Source organism: Pseudomyxococcus flavus (genome assembly GCF_050038885.1).
Classification (GTDB): Bacteria; Myxococcota; Myxococcia; order Myxococcales; family Myxococcaceae; genus Myxococcus; species Myxococcus flavus.
Genome location: NZ_CP143624.1, coordinates 766,166 through 780,639, shown reverse-complemented (window position 1 = coordinate 780,639; position 14,474 = coordinate 766,166). Strand labels below are relative to the sequence as shown.

Here is a 14,474-nt window from a genome sequence, read left to right as displayed (position 1 = left end):
ATCCCTCGCCTCGCGCTTCACGCGGCTGGGCGGCGCTCCGTGCTCGGCGGGCCGACCTTCCGCACGGTGAAGCCCACCCGGGCGCCTCCGCCTGGACGGTTCTCCGCGAAGACGTCTCCGCCGTGCGCGTGCGCGATGCGTTGGACCAGCGCCAGCCCCAGGCCCAGCGAACCCGCCTCGCGGGCCTCCGCGCCCGAGTCCTTCCGATAGAAGGGGCGGAAGATGCGCTCGTCCTCGCCCGGCTGGAGCCCCGGTCCGCGGTCGTCCACGCAGAAGGCCAGGTGCTCGCCTCGCTCCAGGAGTCGCAGCGCCTCGGCGCCGGTGCCGTGCTTGCGTGCATTCTCCAGGAGGTTCGCCAGCGCGCGGCCCAGCAGCGTCGCGTCGCCGACGAGCCCGGCGTGCTCCACGTCCGCGTCCAGGATGGCGCTGGTCAGCCCGGCACGCTCCAGGGCCTGCGTGGCGAGTGTCCGGCCGTCGAGGACACGCGGCGTGAGCTGGCCGAAGTCCAGCCGGGAGCTGGCGAGCAGCTCGCCCACCAGCGCGTCCAGCTCCACGACCTCCCGGTCCACCTGGTCCAGCGTCTTCGGGTTGCCGCCGCCGTCCCGCAGCAGCTCCGTCAGCACGCGCAGCCGGGCCAGCGGCGTGCGCAGCTCGTGGGACACGGCGGCCAGCAGCTCGCGCTGGTCCGCGACCTGCTTCTCGATGCGCCCGGCCATGTCGTTGAAGGCATCCGCCAGCACGGCGAACTCACCGGTGACCTGCGGCGCGATGTCCGCGCGCGAGTCCAGCCGGCCCGAGCCAAGCTCCCGGGTGGCGCGCACCAGCTCATCCATGGGGCGCGCGAGCCGCCTCGCGAGCTTGCCGGCGGCCAGCCACAGCACCATGCACGACAGCGCCAGCGGCAGCACCACCTTGAGGGGACTCTTTGGACGGAAGCTGGAGTAGCAGGCGCCCACCGAGCCCAGCAGGGCGCCGTCGCGCATCACGGGCAGCGTGAGCTCGGGCCGCCGGCATGGCGGCTCCGTCTGCGCCAGCAGGGCGCCGGTCGCGTCGCGCAGCTCCACGCCAACCTGCAAGTCCCTGGCGATGGAGTCCACCAGCGCGTTGCGTCGTGCTGGCTCGTCCCAGACCTCCTCGAAGCGGTGGCTCAGGAAGGCGCGCACCCGCTCGCCTTCCTGTTTCCACGTGCCGCCGCCCACCAGGCTCATCACCGTGAACACCACCGCGCACGTGGCGATGATGGACAGGCCGAACCACAGGAAGAGGCGCCGGTGCAACCGGGCGCGCACGAAGCTCCCCAGTCGCCCCATGTGCCAGTAGCCATGGGGCGGGTGCCGGTACCCCCAGGGACCGCATTCGTGCGCGTTTCCCCAGTCGCCCCATCCGTGCGGGGGCCGAAAGAGCCCGCCGTGGCGGCCGCGTCTCACGCACCCTCCTTGGCGAAGACGTAGCCCACGCCGCGCACCGTCTTGATGAGGCGGGTGCCCGTGTCGCCGAGCTTCTGTCGCAGGTGGGAGATGTGCACGTCCACGGTGCGCTCACCCACCACGGTGTCGCTGCGCCCGGCCTCTCCCAGCAGGGCGTCGCGCGGGATGACGCGCCCGGCCCTGCGCACCAGCGCCACGAGCAGGTCGAACTCCAGGCCAGTCAGCTCCACGGGCCGCTCCTCCACGCGCACCTCGCGTCCGGCCACGTCGATGCACACGCCCCCGGCCTCCAGCCGGTCCGCGACCGCCGAGGGCTGCGAGCGCCGCAGCACGGCCCTCAGCCGGGCGAGAAGCTCGCGAGGGCTGAAGGGCTTGGGGAGGTAGTCATCCGCGCCGAGCTCCAAGCCGACCACGCGGTCCGTCTCGTCTCCCTTGGCGGTGAGCATGATGACGGGGATGCGGCTCTTGGCGCGGATGCGCTTGCAGACCTCCAGGCCGTCGATGCCCGGCATCATCACGTCGAGCAGCACCGCGTCGTAGGCATTGGCCTCCAGCGCCGCGAGCCCCCGGCCACCATCGGCGGCGTGGGCGACGGTGAGGCCGTTCTGCCCGAGGTACTGCGCGAGCAGTTCATACATCCGGGTGTCGTCGTCGATGAGCAGGACGCGCGTGGACATGCACTGCTTTCTACTTCAGGGATGCGCGATGTGGATGGTGGGGCTGGTCGTCGACGGGGAAGTCACCCTGGGATGGCCGGGTGGCTCCCATCGCCCGTGGGGGCTGTTCGGACTCCAGCCGTGCTCCACGGAGCCATGGTGGCAGTGATGGCGCTCGTGTGAGCGGTGCCGGGCGAGGCGGGCGAAGCCGGAGGCGTAGCCTCCGACGGTGCCCAGGGCGAGCAGGACGATGAGCAGGCGGCGGCGCATGGGGATGCTCCTTCGGGCGTTCGAGAATCCAGGGACGGACCGGGTGTGCCTCACACCTCGCGCGGGCCATCCGTGCGCCAGGGGCCAGGGCCGTCACCGTGGCGGCCTCCGCCGTGCCCGAACGCTCCACTTCGCCAGCCACCGGGCCCACCACAGCGGCGGTGCCAGCCTCCGTGGCCTCCATGCCAGCGGTGGGCGTAGCCAGGACCGTGTTCGAGCAGGTCCGCCAGCTCGCGGCGCTGTTTCGGGTCGAGCGCCTCATGGACCTGGGCGAGCGCGCCTTGGAGCGTGCGGCGCACGTTGTCGATGGCCACGTCGTGACGAGCGAAGAGCTCGCGCAGGGCGGCACCATCGAAGTGCTCACCGCGCAAAGCGGTGCCCACCGCGGTGCGGCTGGGGCCGAGCTCGTCGCGGGCCTTGGCGAAAGCCTCCATGACATCGTCCGCGGCCTTGAGGAGGACCTTCTCCTGGCCGGGGGACGTATCCAGGTGCTCGAAGAGCCAGCGAAGGCGGTTGCGTCCGCTCCAGCGGCCCCTGCGGTGTGAGGGGTGGCGCCAGTGAGGTCCACCGCGGACGGTGTAGATGAGCCCGGCGAGGCAGGCCGTTCCAAAGAGAAACCCGAACATGCTTCCACGCTCCCAATGAGGCCGGACCGAGCGGGCCGGCGGTGAGGTGACGACGGGCGGGAAGGTAGAAGGCGGGTATGAAGGCCGCGCCCGCGCGGGATGAAGAAGTGTGAAGGCGTGCCCGCTGCGAGGCGCCCGGGAAGTGCGGAGAGGCAGACGTCGGGCGACGCGCCAGGGAAGTCCCGGGATACGGAGTGTCCGCTGGCGGACGGCAGGCTGCCCGAAAGGCGGTTCGCGTGTGGACAGGAAATGCCGGGCGGTTTGTCGTTAGGGCGCCGGCGCGATGTCCGCTCCGCACAGTCGTTCGGGCAGCCCTTGGCGGCGGCCACGAAGCAGAAAGAAGAAGGTCACATGGCAACTGGTACCGTGAAGTGGTTCAACGACGCCAAGGGGTTCGGCTTCATCGCTCAGGAGAACGGTGAGGACGTCTTCTGCCACCACACCGCCATCAACATGGATGGCTTCCGCACCCTCCAGGAGGGGCAGCAGGTGGAGTTCGACGTGACGCGCGGCCCGAAGGGCCTCCAGGCGCAGAACGTCCGCGCCATCTGAAGCATCCGCAGGCCACGCTTGTGTGTGCCCGAGGCCCGGTCTCCTCACCAGGGAGGCGGGGCCTTCGCATGTCTGGCCCCTGGTATGCCGGGCAGGCGGCCCGCTTCGGGGGTTCGTCGACAGCTGGAGGCCTTCCTTACCTTCACGGCAGACGCGCGGCGTACCCGCCGCCATCCAACGGAGAAGAAGGCATGGGCGACACCAGCGTGAAGAAGGTGGAGAGTCGGCACTCTCCCAAGGGGGAGATGGGGCAGAAGTACCTGGCGTCCGGCGTCCGCCTGTCGATGCGGCTGTGGGAGGACGAGCCACCAGGGGAGGCCGCGCCCCTCACCGTGAGGGACTACGAGACGGTCGGCTACGTGCTGAAGGGGCGCGCGGAGCTGCACCTGGAGGGACAGGTCATCCTGCTCAACCCCGGTGACTCCTGGCTGGTGCCGCGCGGCTCCAGTCATACGTACAAGGTGCTGGAGACGTTCTCCGCCGTGGAGGCGACCAGCCCGCCTGCGTCCGTGCATGGCCGCGACGAAGGCAAGGATGCAGGGAAGCAGCCCGCGAAGGCGTGAGGCCTGATGGCAGGGGCCTTTGGGGGCCGTGCCACGAGGCACGGTGCTGGGAGCGGCTTCATTTGCGGTCGAGGCAAAAGCCCTGTGGCATGGCTGAAAGGGATGGCGTCGCGGTGACCTGGGCCAGGACCTGGCAGCACGTGCCCGCATCTCGGCCCTGGGGGAGTCGGCGCAACGCGCGGGCGGTCTCGTGGCTGAACTGGGTGGCGCTCGCGGCGCAGGGGAGCGCCGTTCAATGACGTGCCATGAATCCCAGCCGACCTCCGGCCAGGCCCTCGTCGTCTACTCGGGCCGTGGCGGCATCGGAGCAGGCTGGACGCTGCATGTGTAATTGGGCTGGTGTCCCGCCTTGGGCCTGCAGACCAGCACTGGCGACGCAGGCACGCCCGCCGCGAGTGGGGCAGGGGGGCTGCTGAGCGTGCACCTGGCATTGTTGGGAGTGCGCCACCTGCACTGGCCCGCGGAGAGTGGCTCCGGGAGCTCCCACTTCGACGTGCGGCTCTTGTTTTCGTCGCATACCAGAGCAGCGGGCTCCGGCTCGATGCAGCGGAAGGATGGGCCGCTGTCCGGGTGTGGCCTCGATACTTCGATTCGCTTGCACCACCGGAGGTGGACCTGCTGTCTGCAGGGCTCGTCGACGGAGTCATCAGGCGTCTGAGTCAGCTCGAACGTCTTGCCTTCCCACGTCCTGCCCACCATGACCCGCCGCTCCGAATCTGAGGCCATGCTGGAGTCGGTGAAGAATGGACGGCCGGCTTTCATCAAGGCGAGTGCCTTGCGTTCCTCTTGCGGAGCGACGGGGGCTTTCCCTGGACGGGCCGTCAGCTGGCCGCCAATGCGGTTTATGTCGCAGGGCTCGCATGACACGGACTCGCGCTGGAGCACGACTGGAATGCGAGGCAGCGTCCCCGTTCTGAGCCAGTCCAGCTCCGGGTCATCCGGGGTGTCCAACGGCCGGGTACGGGAGCATCTCCAGACGAACCTGGGTTTTTCAGGCTCGGCGTACATGAGGTACTCGGTGTCCGACTGGAACTGAATGAGGCAATCGCCTCCGCCACTCGTGGGGATTGTGAACTTCTCGCCCACGGCGACTTGCCCTTTGAAGACCTCCAGGACCTCGACCTCCGCGGGGCCCCAACGCGGGCCCGGTGGAAATGGAAGGACGCGAGCCCGATAGATTGCGCTCGTACGTTCACGTGCCGTTTTGAGGTCTTGGTGAAGGTCACCCCCACCCACGATGCAGACACATGCCTGCGTCGCTGTCGGCCAAAGCCAGAGCGAGACCACGGCGAGGAACAGGACGAATCGCGTCATCATCCTGTCCATTCTAACGCCTGAGCCCTTGCCAACGGTCAGCGCCACGTCGCCTTTCGTCAGGCGCTATTCCTCGGGCTGGAGGGTGCACGAGTAACTATTGCCTGGCCCTTGCCATGGCTGACACCGCAGCAGCGGGGAGCCAAGCGCGCCCGCATGGAGGGAACAGGCAACGGTTCTATGCCTGGCGCAGCCCTGTGAGGCGTTGCGCCATGCACGTCTCAGTGGCCGCTTGCCACCGAATGCACTCCAGGTGTCCCGGGGCGGCACATTGGCCCAATCGAAGTGCCATGCCTCTTCGTGAAGATGGAGCGAGGGGCCGTCGCCGCGTCGGTGGTCCGTACGTCAGCGGCAGCGAGGTTCGACTCAGCGCTGCTTCCGTCCGCCGGACCATGACATGTTCATGTACTTCGTCCCTCCTGCCAGTTCGTCCAGCATCTGGTTGAGACGCTTGAGCCGGGTGGCCTCGAGCTTGGCTCTGCCAATCCAGCCAAGGTAGTCGTTCTGCTGGTACGGCGGCCGCGCCTTGTAGGCGTCCATCAATCCGCGCTCGACGAGCGCCGCCCGGACGTGGGCGGGCATCGGGTTCCTGGCGCGCTTGAGTGCCGGTCGCTTCGTTGTTGCCATGGACTCAATCCACCTCGTGAATCATCGGGCCCCCGGCGCCGGCTGTGACACGCGCTCGAACATGAGCGAGGGTTCACCCTTGTAGACGCCCTGGCCGGTCTGGCGGAAGCCGCATTTCTCGGCGACGCGAATGGAGGCGACATTCTCGGGGGCAATGATGCACGCCATGCGCGCTGGACGAAGGTGGGCGTCCGCCCAGGCGAGGGCGGCGCGCACCGCCTCGGTGGCGTAGCCCTTGCCGTGCGACCAGGGCGCCAGCACCCACCCCGCCTCGAAGGCGCTGTCCAGTGACGGTTGCATGTCGCGATGGAAGTCGCCCAGCCCCACCTCGCCCACGAGGCGCCCGGTGGCCTTCTCACGCACCACCCAGAAGCCGTAGCCCAGGAGCTGCCAGTGGCCCACGTAGCGCAGGAGCCGCGCCCACATCTCCTCCCGCGTGGACGGCTTGCCGCTGATGTGGCGCACGACCGCCGGGTCGGCCCACATCGCGAGGCATTCCTCGAAGTCCTCGAGGCGGTGGCCGGAGAGGACGAGGCGCTCGGTCTCGACGGTGGGGATGGTGGTTGCGGACATGAGGACTTCTCCTGAGGCATGGAGCCATTCCGCGCCTGCGGTGGCGCGTGACGTCCGTTTCATCCGCCCCTGGGCTCGACATGGCGGGGACGCGGGGACTGCCCCGGAGCTTAGAGCGGGGAGGGGACGCGAGGTCCACCACATCCCACCTGCGCCCAGCCGCTGCGGGCGGCGTCCGGCCTCGCCTCCCACGAGGAGTGTGGGTGGACCACTCGCCGTCACACCGGAGGTATCCCGGTCTCCTCTCGAAGCCTCGCGGAACCAGGCCCTCTACCTTCTCGACGGGCCCGTGGCCCCCCTCACAGGTTCCGTTGCAGTCGCTCCTGCGCCTTCACGATGGCGGCGGTGCGGGTGGTGACCTCCAGCTTGGCGAACACGTTCCGCAGGTGCCACTTGGTCGTGGAGAGCGCCACGTTGGAGCGCTCGCTGATCTCCTGGTTGCTCAGCCCCTGCGCGAGCAGCTTGAGCATCTGGAGCTCGCGCTCGGTGAGTGGCTCCAGCGGCGCGGAGGGGGGCGTCGCGAACTCGCGTGGGACGCGGGGGCCCGCCGACAGCAGGTCCTGGTACCGCGTGGTGTAGCGGGCCGGCAGGGCGTAGCTCAGCTTCCGCTGCATGGCGGCCGCGACGACGACCTCCTGCAAGCCCGGCGTCTCGTCGAACACGCTGCGCCCGAAGCCGAAGCGCTGCACCAGCGCGAAGCCCCGGTTCAGCGCGGCGAAGGCCGCCAGCGCGTCCCCCGCCCGCCACTGGCACACGGCAATCGCGGCCAGCAGCGCCGTCTCGCGGGACACGTAGCCCGCCTCATGGGCGCTGGCGCGCAGGGTCTCCAGGATGGCGTGCGCCTTGTCGTGGCGGCCTCGCACCATCATCACCCAGGCCTGCGCGAGCCCGAGCCGCTCCCACGTCTCGTCGTAGAAGCGCTTCTCGCTCCATTCCCCTCGCCGCATGCGCTCGCCCAGGCCGAACTCCTGGGCCACCACCCTCATCCGCGTGGGCGCCTGTTCCACCAGGTAGAGGCGGATCTTCTCTCCGCACACGTGGGCCAGGAAGCGCGTCTGGTGGCTGCACTCGAGGACACTGTGGAGGTAGTCCAGGAGCCGGTAGGCCTCCGCGTACTTCCCGCGAACCGTCTTGATGCGGGCCAGCATGAGGTAGGCGAGCGCGAAGGTCTCGAACACGGAGGCCTGCGGGAGCAGCGGCAGCACCTCGACGCAGAGCGCTTCGGCTTCGTCGAGCCGGTTCTGCTCGTAGCGAGCGTTGGCGAGCGCCGTCGCCGCATTCACCCACACCGGGTTGCGCCGTCCGCGGCTCGCGCGCTCGAAGGCCTCCTCGCATCGCTCCGCGGCGTCCTTCATGTTCCCCTGCGCCCGGTCCGCCAGCGCGACGAGGACGTCCGTGTACCCGACCAGGAAGGGGTTGTTGTGCCCCTGCAGCGTCTCCCGCGCGCTCAGCGCGAGCCGGCGCATCGCATCGAACCGGTTCATCCGGAGCGCCTGGTAGGCCTTCGCGGCCAGCACCGCGCCAGCGATGAAGACATCCGACTCCTCGGACCCCGGCGAGGCGTCCAGGTCGATTCCGGAGTCCGGAGCCGAGTCGGACAGCACGGCGTGGAGCAGCGTGAGGTGCGCGAGCCGCTTCGACAGCCGTTCGCGCTCCGGGGAGGCCACCGGGTACGCCGTCTCGAGGTGGTACTGGGCGTCCTGGAGCGCCGACGTCGCGTGCGCGAAGCGACGGGACAGGACGAGGCACGCGATGTGTCCCACGCAGATGGCCGGCGACCGGATGACCTCCTCAGGCGTCAGCCGGGCCGTCCACTGAAGGACGGAGGCAATCTCGCCCTCGCGCATCCACGCCTCCATGCAGCGGGCGGTGAGCTCCAGGCACCAGCCCCTGTCGCCCGAGGCGAACGCATGCGTCAGCGCCTCGTCCGGCATCTGGCGCTGGGCGAACCATGCGCTCGCCGCGCGGTGGAGTCCCGGGACGCGGTCTCCGTAGTCGCAGGCGAGCTGGGCCCGCAGGACGTCGAGGAACAGGGGATGGTACCGGTACCACTGGTGCTCGGCGTCGAGCGGCTGGATGAACAGCTGTGACCGCTCGAGGTGCGCCAGCAGGGCGGGCCCGCGGGTGATGCCCATGAGCGCGTTGCAGAGCTCCCCGTTGAGCTGCTCCACCACCGAGCTCAGGACCAGGAACTCGCGGACCTCCTCGGGCTGCTCACGCAGCACCGCGTCCGCCAGGTACTTCGCCACGTCGTGGTTGGAGCCAATGGCCTTCCTCAGCGCGTCGCTCACGCTCGCGTGCTCGCCCGCGGACAGCAGGGCCAGCTTGACGCCTGCGACCCACCCCTCCGTGCGCGCGCGGAGGAATTCGATGTCCTCGGGCGTGAGCGCGGCGCCGCACAGGCGAAGGCCGAGCTCGCGGATGGCGTCGCCGTCCAGGCTCAAGTCCCGGCCGTCGAGCGTCACGAGCTGCTCGGTGAGCTTCAGCCTGGCCAGGTCCAGCTCGGGTGGGTGGCGGGACGCGACAATCCAGTGCACGTGCGGTGGCGAGTGGTCGAGCAGGTACGAGAAGGCCCGCACCAGCGAGCGCTCGTGCAGCACATGGAAGTCATCCAGCACCACGACGAGCTCGCGGCCCAGGTTCCACAGGCTCCGCAGCAGGACCGAGGTCGCGTGGTCGGGCTGGCTCGTGCTGTATGCGTCGAAGTCCGGCGCGGCCCGGCGAATCGCCCCGGCCAGGTACGAGAAGAACCGCTCGGGCGCGTTGTCCTGTTCATCGAGCGACAGCCACGCGAGCAGGTGTGGTGCGCGCGCCTCGCGATACCACTGCGTCAGGAGCGTCGTCTTGCCCGAGCCGAGTGGCGCCGTCACCAGCACCAGCTTCCCGTGAATACCCTCGTCGACTTTCCGCAGGGCCGCGCTACACGGCACCAGCACGGATGCCGTCCGCGGAGGAGCGAGCTTCGAGGGCAGCAGACGCGAGAGCGGCTCGCCCGGCGCTCCCGGGCGCTCCGTCGTTGACGCATGACGACTGTCCGGTGCGCTTCGAAGGCTTGCCATGGGCACCACCCCTTCGGCCGATTGCGTCAGTCAGTAGACCACGGAAAACCGGTGAATCAGGTCGGGCTCGCGCGAAGCAATCCCATCGCGAGCGTCGCGAATTGAACACTGCAATGCGTCACACAGGCCGTTTCCCCTCCCTTCGGTGGGGGCAATGTCGCGCGGCCCACTGGTAATCCCCGGACAGCAACGCTTCCCCGTCTCGTGAGGTGAGCCATATGGTGGGTACTCAGCAAATGGGCGCGAGCAGGAGTCGCTGGCGCGCTCGAGCCGTTTCGTTGTGCGCCGCGGTGTCGTTGTTGGCCGCCTTCACCGCCGCGGCGCAGGCGCCCTCGTTCATCACGTTCGAGAGCGCGCACGTGCGTCCCCTGGCCCTCTCCCCGGATGGGACGCGGCTGTTCGCCGTCAATACCCCGGACAACCGGCTGGAGGTCTTCTCGGTCAGCAGCGCCGGGCTCTCGCTCATCGCCGAGGTCCCCGTGGGCCTGGAGCCCGTCTCGGTCGCCGCGCGCAGCAACACGGAAGTCTGGGTGGTCAATCACCTGTCGGACAGCGTCAGCGTGGTCAGCCTGGTCGGCACGCCGCGCGTGGTGCGGACGCTGCTCGTGGGCGACGAGCCGCGCGACATCGTCTTCGCCGGCACCAACGGCTACGCCTTCATCACCACGGCGCATCGCGGTCAGCACCGCACCGACGCGTCCATCGCCAATGTCCCCGGTGCGGGTGACCCCCAGCTCACCACGCCGGGGGTAGGACGCGCGGACGTCTGGGTCTTCAACCCGGCCTCCCTGGGCGCGACGCTCGGCGGAACGCCGGTGCGCATCGTGACGCTCTTCGGCGACACGCCGCGCGGGCTCGCCACCAGTCCGGACAAGAAGACTGTCTATGCGGCCATTGCCCAGTCCGGCAATCAGACGACCTCCGTCAACCTGGGGAATGTGTGTGACGGGTTCAAGGAAAGGGACCTGTGCCTCGTCTTCCCCGATACCCCGCCATTCGGCAACAACCTCATGCCGGGCGGCCTGCCGGGGCCCGCGACGAACTTCCAGGGCGCGAAGGCGCCGGAGGCTGCCCTCATCGTCAAGTGGAACAACGACGCCGGGCAGTGGCAGGACTCGCTGGGCCGCAACTTCAACAATGGTGTGCGCCTGCGGCTGCCGGACAAGGACGTCTTCGCCATCGACGCGGACAGCCTCCGGGAGACGGCCTTCTATACGGGCGTGGGCACCACCATCTTCAACCTGGCCACCAACCCGAAGTCGGGCGTGCTGTATGCGTCCAACAGCGAGGCCAACAACCTGACCCACTTCGAGGGACCCGGTGAGTTTGGTGGCAGTACCGTACAGGGCAACATCGCGCAGATGCGCATCACCGTCATCTCCGGGGGCGCGGTCCTCCCTCGGCACCTCAACAAGCACATCGATTACTCGAAGTTGGCGGGGAAGCCCGGCTTCGACCCCTCGGTGAAGGCCCACAGCCTCTCCACGCCGACGGAGATGGTCGTCTCCCAGGATGGCACGAAGCTGTATGTGGCCGCGTTCAGCTCCAGCAAGATTGGCGTCTACGACACGGCGGCGCTGGAGAGCAACGCATTCAACCCTCGCACCGCGAGCGCCAACCACATCCCCGTGAGTGGAGGTGGCCCCAGCGGCCTGGTGCTGGACGAGGCGCGCAACCGCCTCTACGTGATGACCCGCTTCGACAACGCGGTGAAGGTCATCGACCTGGCCACCAAGGCCGAGCTGTCCTCGGTGCCACTCTACAACCCGGAGCCGGCCTCCGTCGTCCAGGGCCGTCCGTTCCTGTATGACGCCAACTTCTCCTCGGCCAACGGCGAGGCGTCCTGCGCCAGCTGCCACATCTTCGGCGACAAGGACGAGCTGGCCTGGGACCTGGGCAATCCGGACGCGCCGGTGACGAGCAACCCCATCAACATGCGCCTCGCGAGCGACCTGGAGATTGGCATCTTCCGTGCCTTCACCGGCCACCCGAGCTCACCCATCAACGGCACGGGGCGACAGAACGAGTTCCACCCGATGAAGGGGCCCATGACGACGCAGACCCTGCGCGGCATGACGAACGGCGGGGCCATGCACTGGCGGGGAGACCGCTCGAACGGCTTCTTCGGTGTCGATGCCGGCGGGGAGGAGATGTCCTTCAAGAACTTCATCGTGGCGTTCCCGGAGCTGCTGGGCCGCGCGTCGATGCCCACCGAGGAGGAGATGGACAAGTTCACGACCTTCCAGCTCCAGGTGCAATTGCCGCCCAACCCCATCCGCAGGCTGGACAACTCGCTCACGCCCTCCCAGAAGGCGGGAAGCGATTTCTACTTCGGCAGCCGCCGGGTGGATGGCATCGCCATTGGTGAAGACAACGGCTTCAACTGCAATGGCTGTCACGCGATTGACGGTGCACAGGGCTTCTTCGGCACCGATACCCGGGCCAGCTTCGAGGGCATCAGCCAGATCATGAAGATTCCCCACGTGCGGAACATGTACACGAAGGTCGGCATGTTCGGCTTCCCGGACAGCAGCTTCTTCACGCACCCGGAGACGGGGCAGTTGGGAGACCAGATTCGCGGCTTCGGCTTCACGCACGATGGCGCGGTGGACACCCTGTTCCGCTTCTTCAGCGCCATCGTCTTCACCAACACGAGCATTGGCGGGCCGCTGGTGGGCTTCCGGAACGACACCGAGCGTCGGCAGATGGAGGACTTCATGCTCGCGGCGGACACCGACCTGGCGCCGATTGTCGGCCAGCAGGTGACGCTCACGGCCTCGAACGCCTCCGCTGTCGGCTCGCGCATCGACCTGCTGATCGCGCGTGCCCGAGCGCCGTTCGTGTCGAAGATTCTCGGTGGCGCGACCCATGAGGCCGACCTGGTGGCGAAGTCGGCCGTGGGGAACCGGGTGAAGGGCTTCCTGTACGAGCGGGCGTCAGGGACGTGGAAGCCGGATGACGGTGGCGCGAACATCTCCACCGCGGCGCTTCGCGCGCTGGCGAACACGCCGGGGCAGGAGGTGACCTTCACCGCGGTGCCCCCGGGCTCCGGTACGCGCATCGCGCTCGACCGGAACCTGGACGGCAGGCTCGACGGCCGGTAGCTGGCGAGCGCGGTGGGGCTCCGTCCCTCGAGGAACCCGCCCAGCTCGAGTCTGGGCACCACGCCTCGCTCCCGGCATCTCCGGGGGCGGGGCTTCGTCTGGACGTTATCCGGATTGCGTCAGCTCCAGCCATCGGGCCAGCGTCAAGTCGGTATACGGACCGCGCTCCAGCCCATACGCGCCGAGCGAGAATCCGTCATTCCACTCGACGAGCGCGGTCTGGCCCGGCTCGAGCACTCCGAAATCAACCGCATAGCCCGCGGTGCCTTCACCTGCTGACTCCAGGCACTGGATTGCCTGTCGCACCGACTCTTCATCCACGCGCTGGGACGGGTCACCGCCATAGTTGCGAATACCCACGATGTCGCCACGCACGACGAAGGCCCGGTACTCGCTGAGCCAGCGAACGACTTCGGAGCAGAGGATGTCCGTGCTCGCGGATGCGCGCTCCAGATAGAGCAAGTCGTCGGCACGGGCGAAGACGTGGCCGGTGAATCGCTTCCGACGTCCACGGGGTTTGGCGAAAACCGGTGGGACCGAGCCGTAGAGGACATCGGCGGTCAGTTGCCGGACGGTGCTCCGCCAGACACGTCGGTGGAGGAAGGGGCTCAGGCTCGGTGGATAGTCCTGCGTCTCCGGTGCATCGATGCCCAGCTGCCTCAGGGCTCCCAACACGGTCGGGACATCGCCCGCGACCAGCACGTCCCGGGCCAGTGGCAGTTGCCCCCGGGAGAGGCGCTTCTCCGTGAACGTTTCGACGGGGATGCCGCGTGCCAGGAGCTCGTCGAGCAGCGCTCTCATCTCAGGCTCCATGCGCCCAGCGCCGTACTCCTGGATGAATGCGCTGCGAATCATGGGCGAGCCTCTATGCGCGCGGTGGCGCCCAGATGGCGCTGTGGGGCTCGGGTGCGTCCGGGGACACCTCCGCGGTGTAGAAGTAGGCCGCGACGGCGGCGCGGCCTCGTCCCTCGGGGCACTCCAGGGGACTGGGGTGCCCATGCCAGTGGTCGTCACCATGAGCCATCACGACCAGGCGATCCAGGAGCGGCGCGATGCGCGTCTCGCACCGGGAGAGGTCCGCGCTCCACAGCTCCAGGTCACCACCCCAGGCGGGTTCCCAGCCGGGGTTCAGGTAGTAGAGGACGGTGAGCCGCCGGGTGAGCGCACGAAAGCGATCCCGGTTGAAGTCGGCATGCAGCGCCAGATGCCCTCCGCGCAACGTGAGGTGGAGGCCCGCGCCCCGGAAGTGCGGATCCGCGATGAGCCCCTGCACGCCAGTGAGCGTCTCCAGGAAGTCGATGAACGCCATCCCGGAGAACTCCGAGAGCAGGTGCCGGAGTGCTCCGGGCACTTCCTCGAAGCCCTTGCGCTGAAGCTGCCCCAGGCGTGCAGCCTGCTCCGGGTGGTCACGCCGCTTCCAGCTGGCCTCTGTTGCGCCGGGGAAGACGTCGGCCAGGCCGGATGCCAGCGGCTCTCCCAGGAATCCATCGATGACGACGTGGGGGTGGGGCCGCGCCGCGCCGTAGCTGGCGCGATGGGAAAGCGCGAGCGAACGGAGTGCGGTACGGCTCAGAAAGAAGCTCGGCCCTCGCAGCGGGCCTTCTTCAAGGGAAGCGACGCTCACCCGCCCCGTATAACAGAATGAGACGTGAGCGCCGACGCGCGCCCGGCCAGCCGCCAGCGAGCGCTTTATCTCCGCTTGA

Annotated in this window: 12 protein-coding genes; 3 read left to right on the top strand and 9 right to left on the bottom strand. The window is 68.7% G+C overall.

Annotation, left to right across the window (positions count from 1 at the left end; genetic code table 11):
- Positions 1–17 precede the first annotated feature (17 nt).
- The 4 genes from VZL07_RS03145 to VZL07_RS03130 all read right to left on the bottom strand — a co-directional run bounded on the left by VZL07_RS03145 (position 18) and on the right by VZL07_RS03130 (position 2,979).
- Positions 18–1,310: a HAMP domain-containing sensor histidine kinase gene (locus VZL07_RS03145; RefSeq protein WP_426753838.1), complete on the bottom strand. Its 1,293-nt coding sequence runs from the start codon at positions 1,308–1,310 to the stop codon at positions 18–20.
- Between the two features lie 113 nt (positions 1,311–1,423).
- Complete coding sequence (locus tag VZL07_RS03140) at positions 1,424–2,104, bottom strand: response regulator transcription factor (RefSeq protein ID WP_426753837.1); 681 nt, start codon at positions 2,102–2,104, stop codon at positions 1,424–1,426.
- Positions 2,105–2,119: 15 nt separating this feature from the next.
- On the bottom strand, positions 2,120–2,353 hold the full coding sequence (locus VZL07_RS03135) for a hypothetical protein (RefSeq protein WP_426753836.1): 234 nt from the start codon (positions 2,351–2,353) through the stop codon (positions 2,120–2,122).
- Between the two features lie 50 nt (positions 2,354–2,403).
- Positions 2,404–2,979 carry a periplasmic heavy metal sensor gene (locus tag VZL07_RS03130; protein WP_426753835.1) on the bottom strand — a complete coding sequence of 192 codons (576 nt, stop codon included), beginning with the start codon at positions 2,977–2,979 and terminating at the stop codon, positions 2,404–2,406.
- Between the two features lie 351 nt (positions 2,980–3,330).
- Here VZL07_RS03130 and VZL07_RS03125 point away from each other — a divergent pair, with 351 nt between their 5' ends.
- Positions 3,331–3,531, top strand: coding sequence for a cold-shock protein (locus VZL07_RS03125; protein ID WP_426753834.1), 201 nt, complete (start codon positions 3,331–3,333; stop codon positions 3,529–3,531).
- Positions 3,532–3,722: 191 nt separating this feature from the next.
- Positions 3,723–4,094 carry a cupin domain-containing protein gene (locus VZL07_RS03120; protein ID WP_426753833.1) on the top strand — a complete coding sequence of 124 codons (372 nt, stop codon included), beginning with the start codon at positions 3,723–3,725 and terminating at the stop codon, positions 4,092–4,094.
- A 1,680-nt stretch (positions 4,095–5,774) separates the two neighbouring features.
- Here the strand turns inward: VZL07_RS03120 and VZL07_RS03115 are convergent.
- The 3 genes from VZL07_RS03115 to VZL07_RS03105 form a co-directional block, all read right to left on the bottom strand.
- Positions 5,775–6,035 carry a YdeI/OmpD-associated family protein gene (locus VZL07_RS03115; RefSeq protein ID WP_426753832.1) on the bottom strand — a complete coding sequence of 87 codons (261 nt, stop codon included), beginning with the start codon at positions 6,033–6,035 and terminating at the stop codon, positions 5,775–5,777.
- A 21-nt stretch (positions 6,036–6,056) separates the two neighbouring features.
- A complete protein-coding gene (locus VZL07_RS03110) occupies positions 6,057–6,608 on the bottom strand; it encodes a GNAT family N-acetyltransferase (RefSeq protein WP_426753831.1) in 552 nt (183 codons plus the stop codon).
- A gap of 299 nt (positions 6,609–6,907) precedes the next feature.
- Positions 6,908–9,667 (bottom strand): LuxR C-terminal-related transcriptional regulator, encoded by a 2,760-nt coding sequence (locus VZL07_RS03105; RefSeq protein WP_426753830.1) that lies wholly within the window; start codon positions 9,665–9,667, stop codon positions 6,908–6,910.
- Between the two features lie 218 nt (positions 9,668–9,885).
- Between VZL07_RS03105 and VZL07_RS03100 the strand changes: the two genes are divergently transcribed.
- Positions 9,886–12,771: a YncE family protein gene (locus tag VZL07_RS03100; protein ID WP_426753829.1), complete on the top strand. Its 2,886-nt coding sequence runs from the start codon at positions 9,886–9,888 to the stop codon at positions 12,769–12,771.
- Positions 12,772–12,876: 105 nt separating this feature from the next.
- Here VZL07_RS03100 and VZL07_RS03095 read toward each other — a convergent pair whose 3' ends face one another.
- Positions 12,877–13,626: an ATP-grasp domain-containing protein gene (locus VZL07_RS03095; protein WP_426753828.1), complete on the bottom strand. Its 750-nt coding sequence runs from the start codon at positions 13,624–13,626 to the stop codon at positions 12,877–12,879.
- A 10-nt stretch (positions 13,627–13,636) separates the two neighbouring features.
- Positions 13,637–14,395 (bottom strand): 2OG-Fe(II) oxygenase, encoded by a 759-nt coding sequence (locus VZL07_RS03090; RefSeq protein ID WP_426753827.1) that lies wholly within the window; start codon positions 14,393–14,395, stop codon positions 13,637–13,639.
- Between the last annotated feature and the right edge of the window lie 79 nt (positions 14,396–14,474).

Coding starts and splice junctions, on each gene's coding strand:
- VZL07_RS03095 (WP_426753828.1), bottom strand. CDS start 13,626: ATGATTCGCAGCGCATTCATCCAGGAGTACGGCGCTGGGCGCATGGAG.
- VZL07_RS03135 (WP_426753836.1), bottom strand. CDS start 2,353: ATGCGCCGCCGCCTGCTCATCGTCCTGCTCGCCCTGGGCACCGTCGGA.
- VZL07_RS03105 (WP_426753830.1), bottom strand. CDS start 9,667: ATGGCAAGCCTTCGAAGCGCACCGGACAGTCGTCATGCGTCAACGACG.
- VZL07_RS03110 (WP_426753831.1), bottom strand. CDS start 6,608: ATGTCCGCAACCACCATCCCCACCGTCGAGACCGAGCGCCTCGTCCTC.
- VZL07_RS03100 (WP_426753829.1), top strand. CDS start 9,886: ATGGTGGGTACTCAGCAAATGGGCGCGAGCAGGAGTCGCTGGCGCGCT.
- VZL07_RS03145 (WP_426753838.1), bottom strand. CDS start 1,310: ATGGGGCGACTGGGGAGCTTCGTGCGCGCCCGGTTGCACCGGCGCCTC.
- VZL07_RS03120 (WP_426753833.1), top strand. CDS start 3,723: ATGGGCGACACCAGCGTGAAGAAGGTGGAGAGTCGGCACTCTCCCAAG.
- VZL07_RS03125 (WP_426753834.1), top strand. CDS start 3,331: ATGGCAACTGGTACCGTGAAGTGGTTCAACGACGCCAAGGGGTTCGGC.
- VZL07_RS03130 (WP_426753835.1), bottom strand. CDS start 2,979: ATGTTCGGGTTTCTCTTTGGAACGGCCTGCCTCGCCGGGCTCATCTAC.
- VZL07_RS03140 (WP_426753837.1), bottom strand. CDS start 2,104: ATGTCCACGCGCGTCCTGCTCATCGACGACGACACCCGGATGTATGAA.
- VZL07_RS03115 (WP_426753832.1), bottom strand. CDS start 6,035: ATGGCAACAACGAAGCGACCGGCACTCAAGCGCGCCAGGAACCCGATG.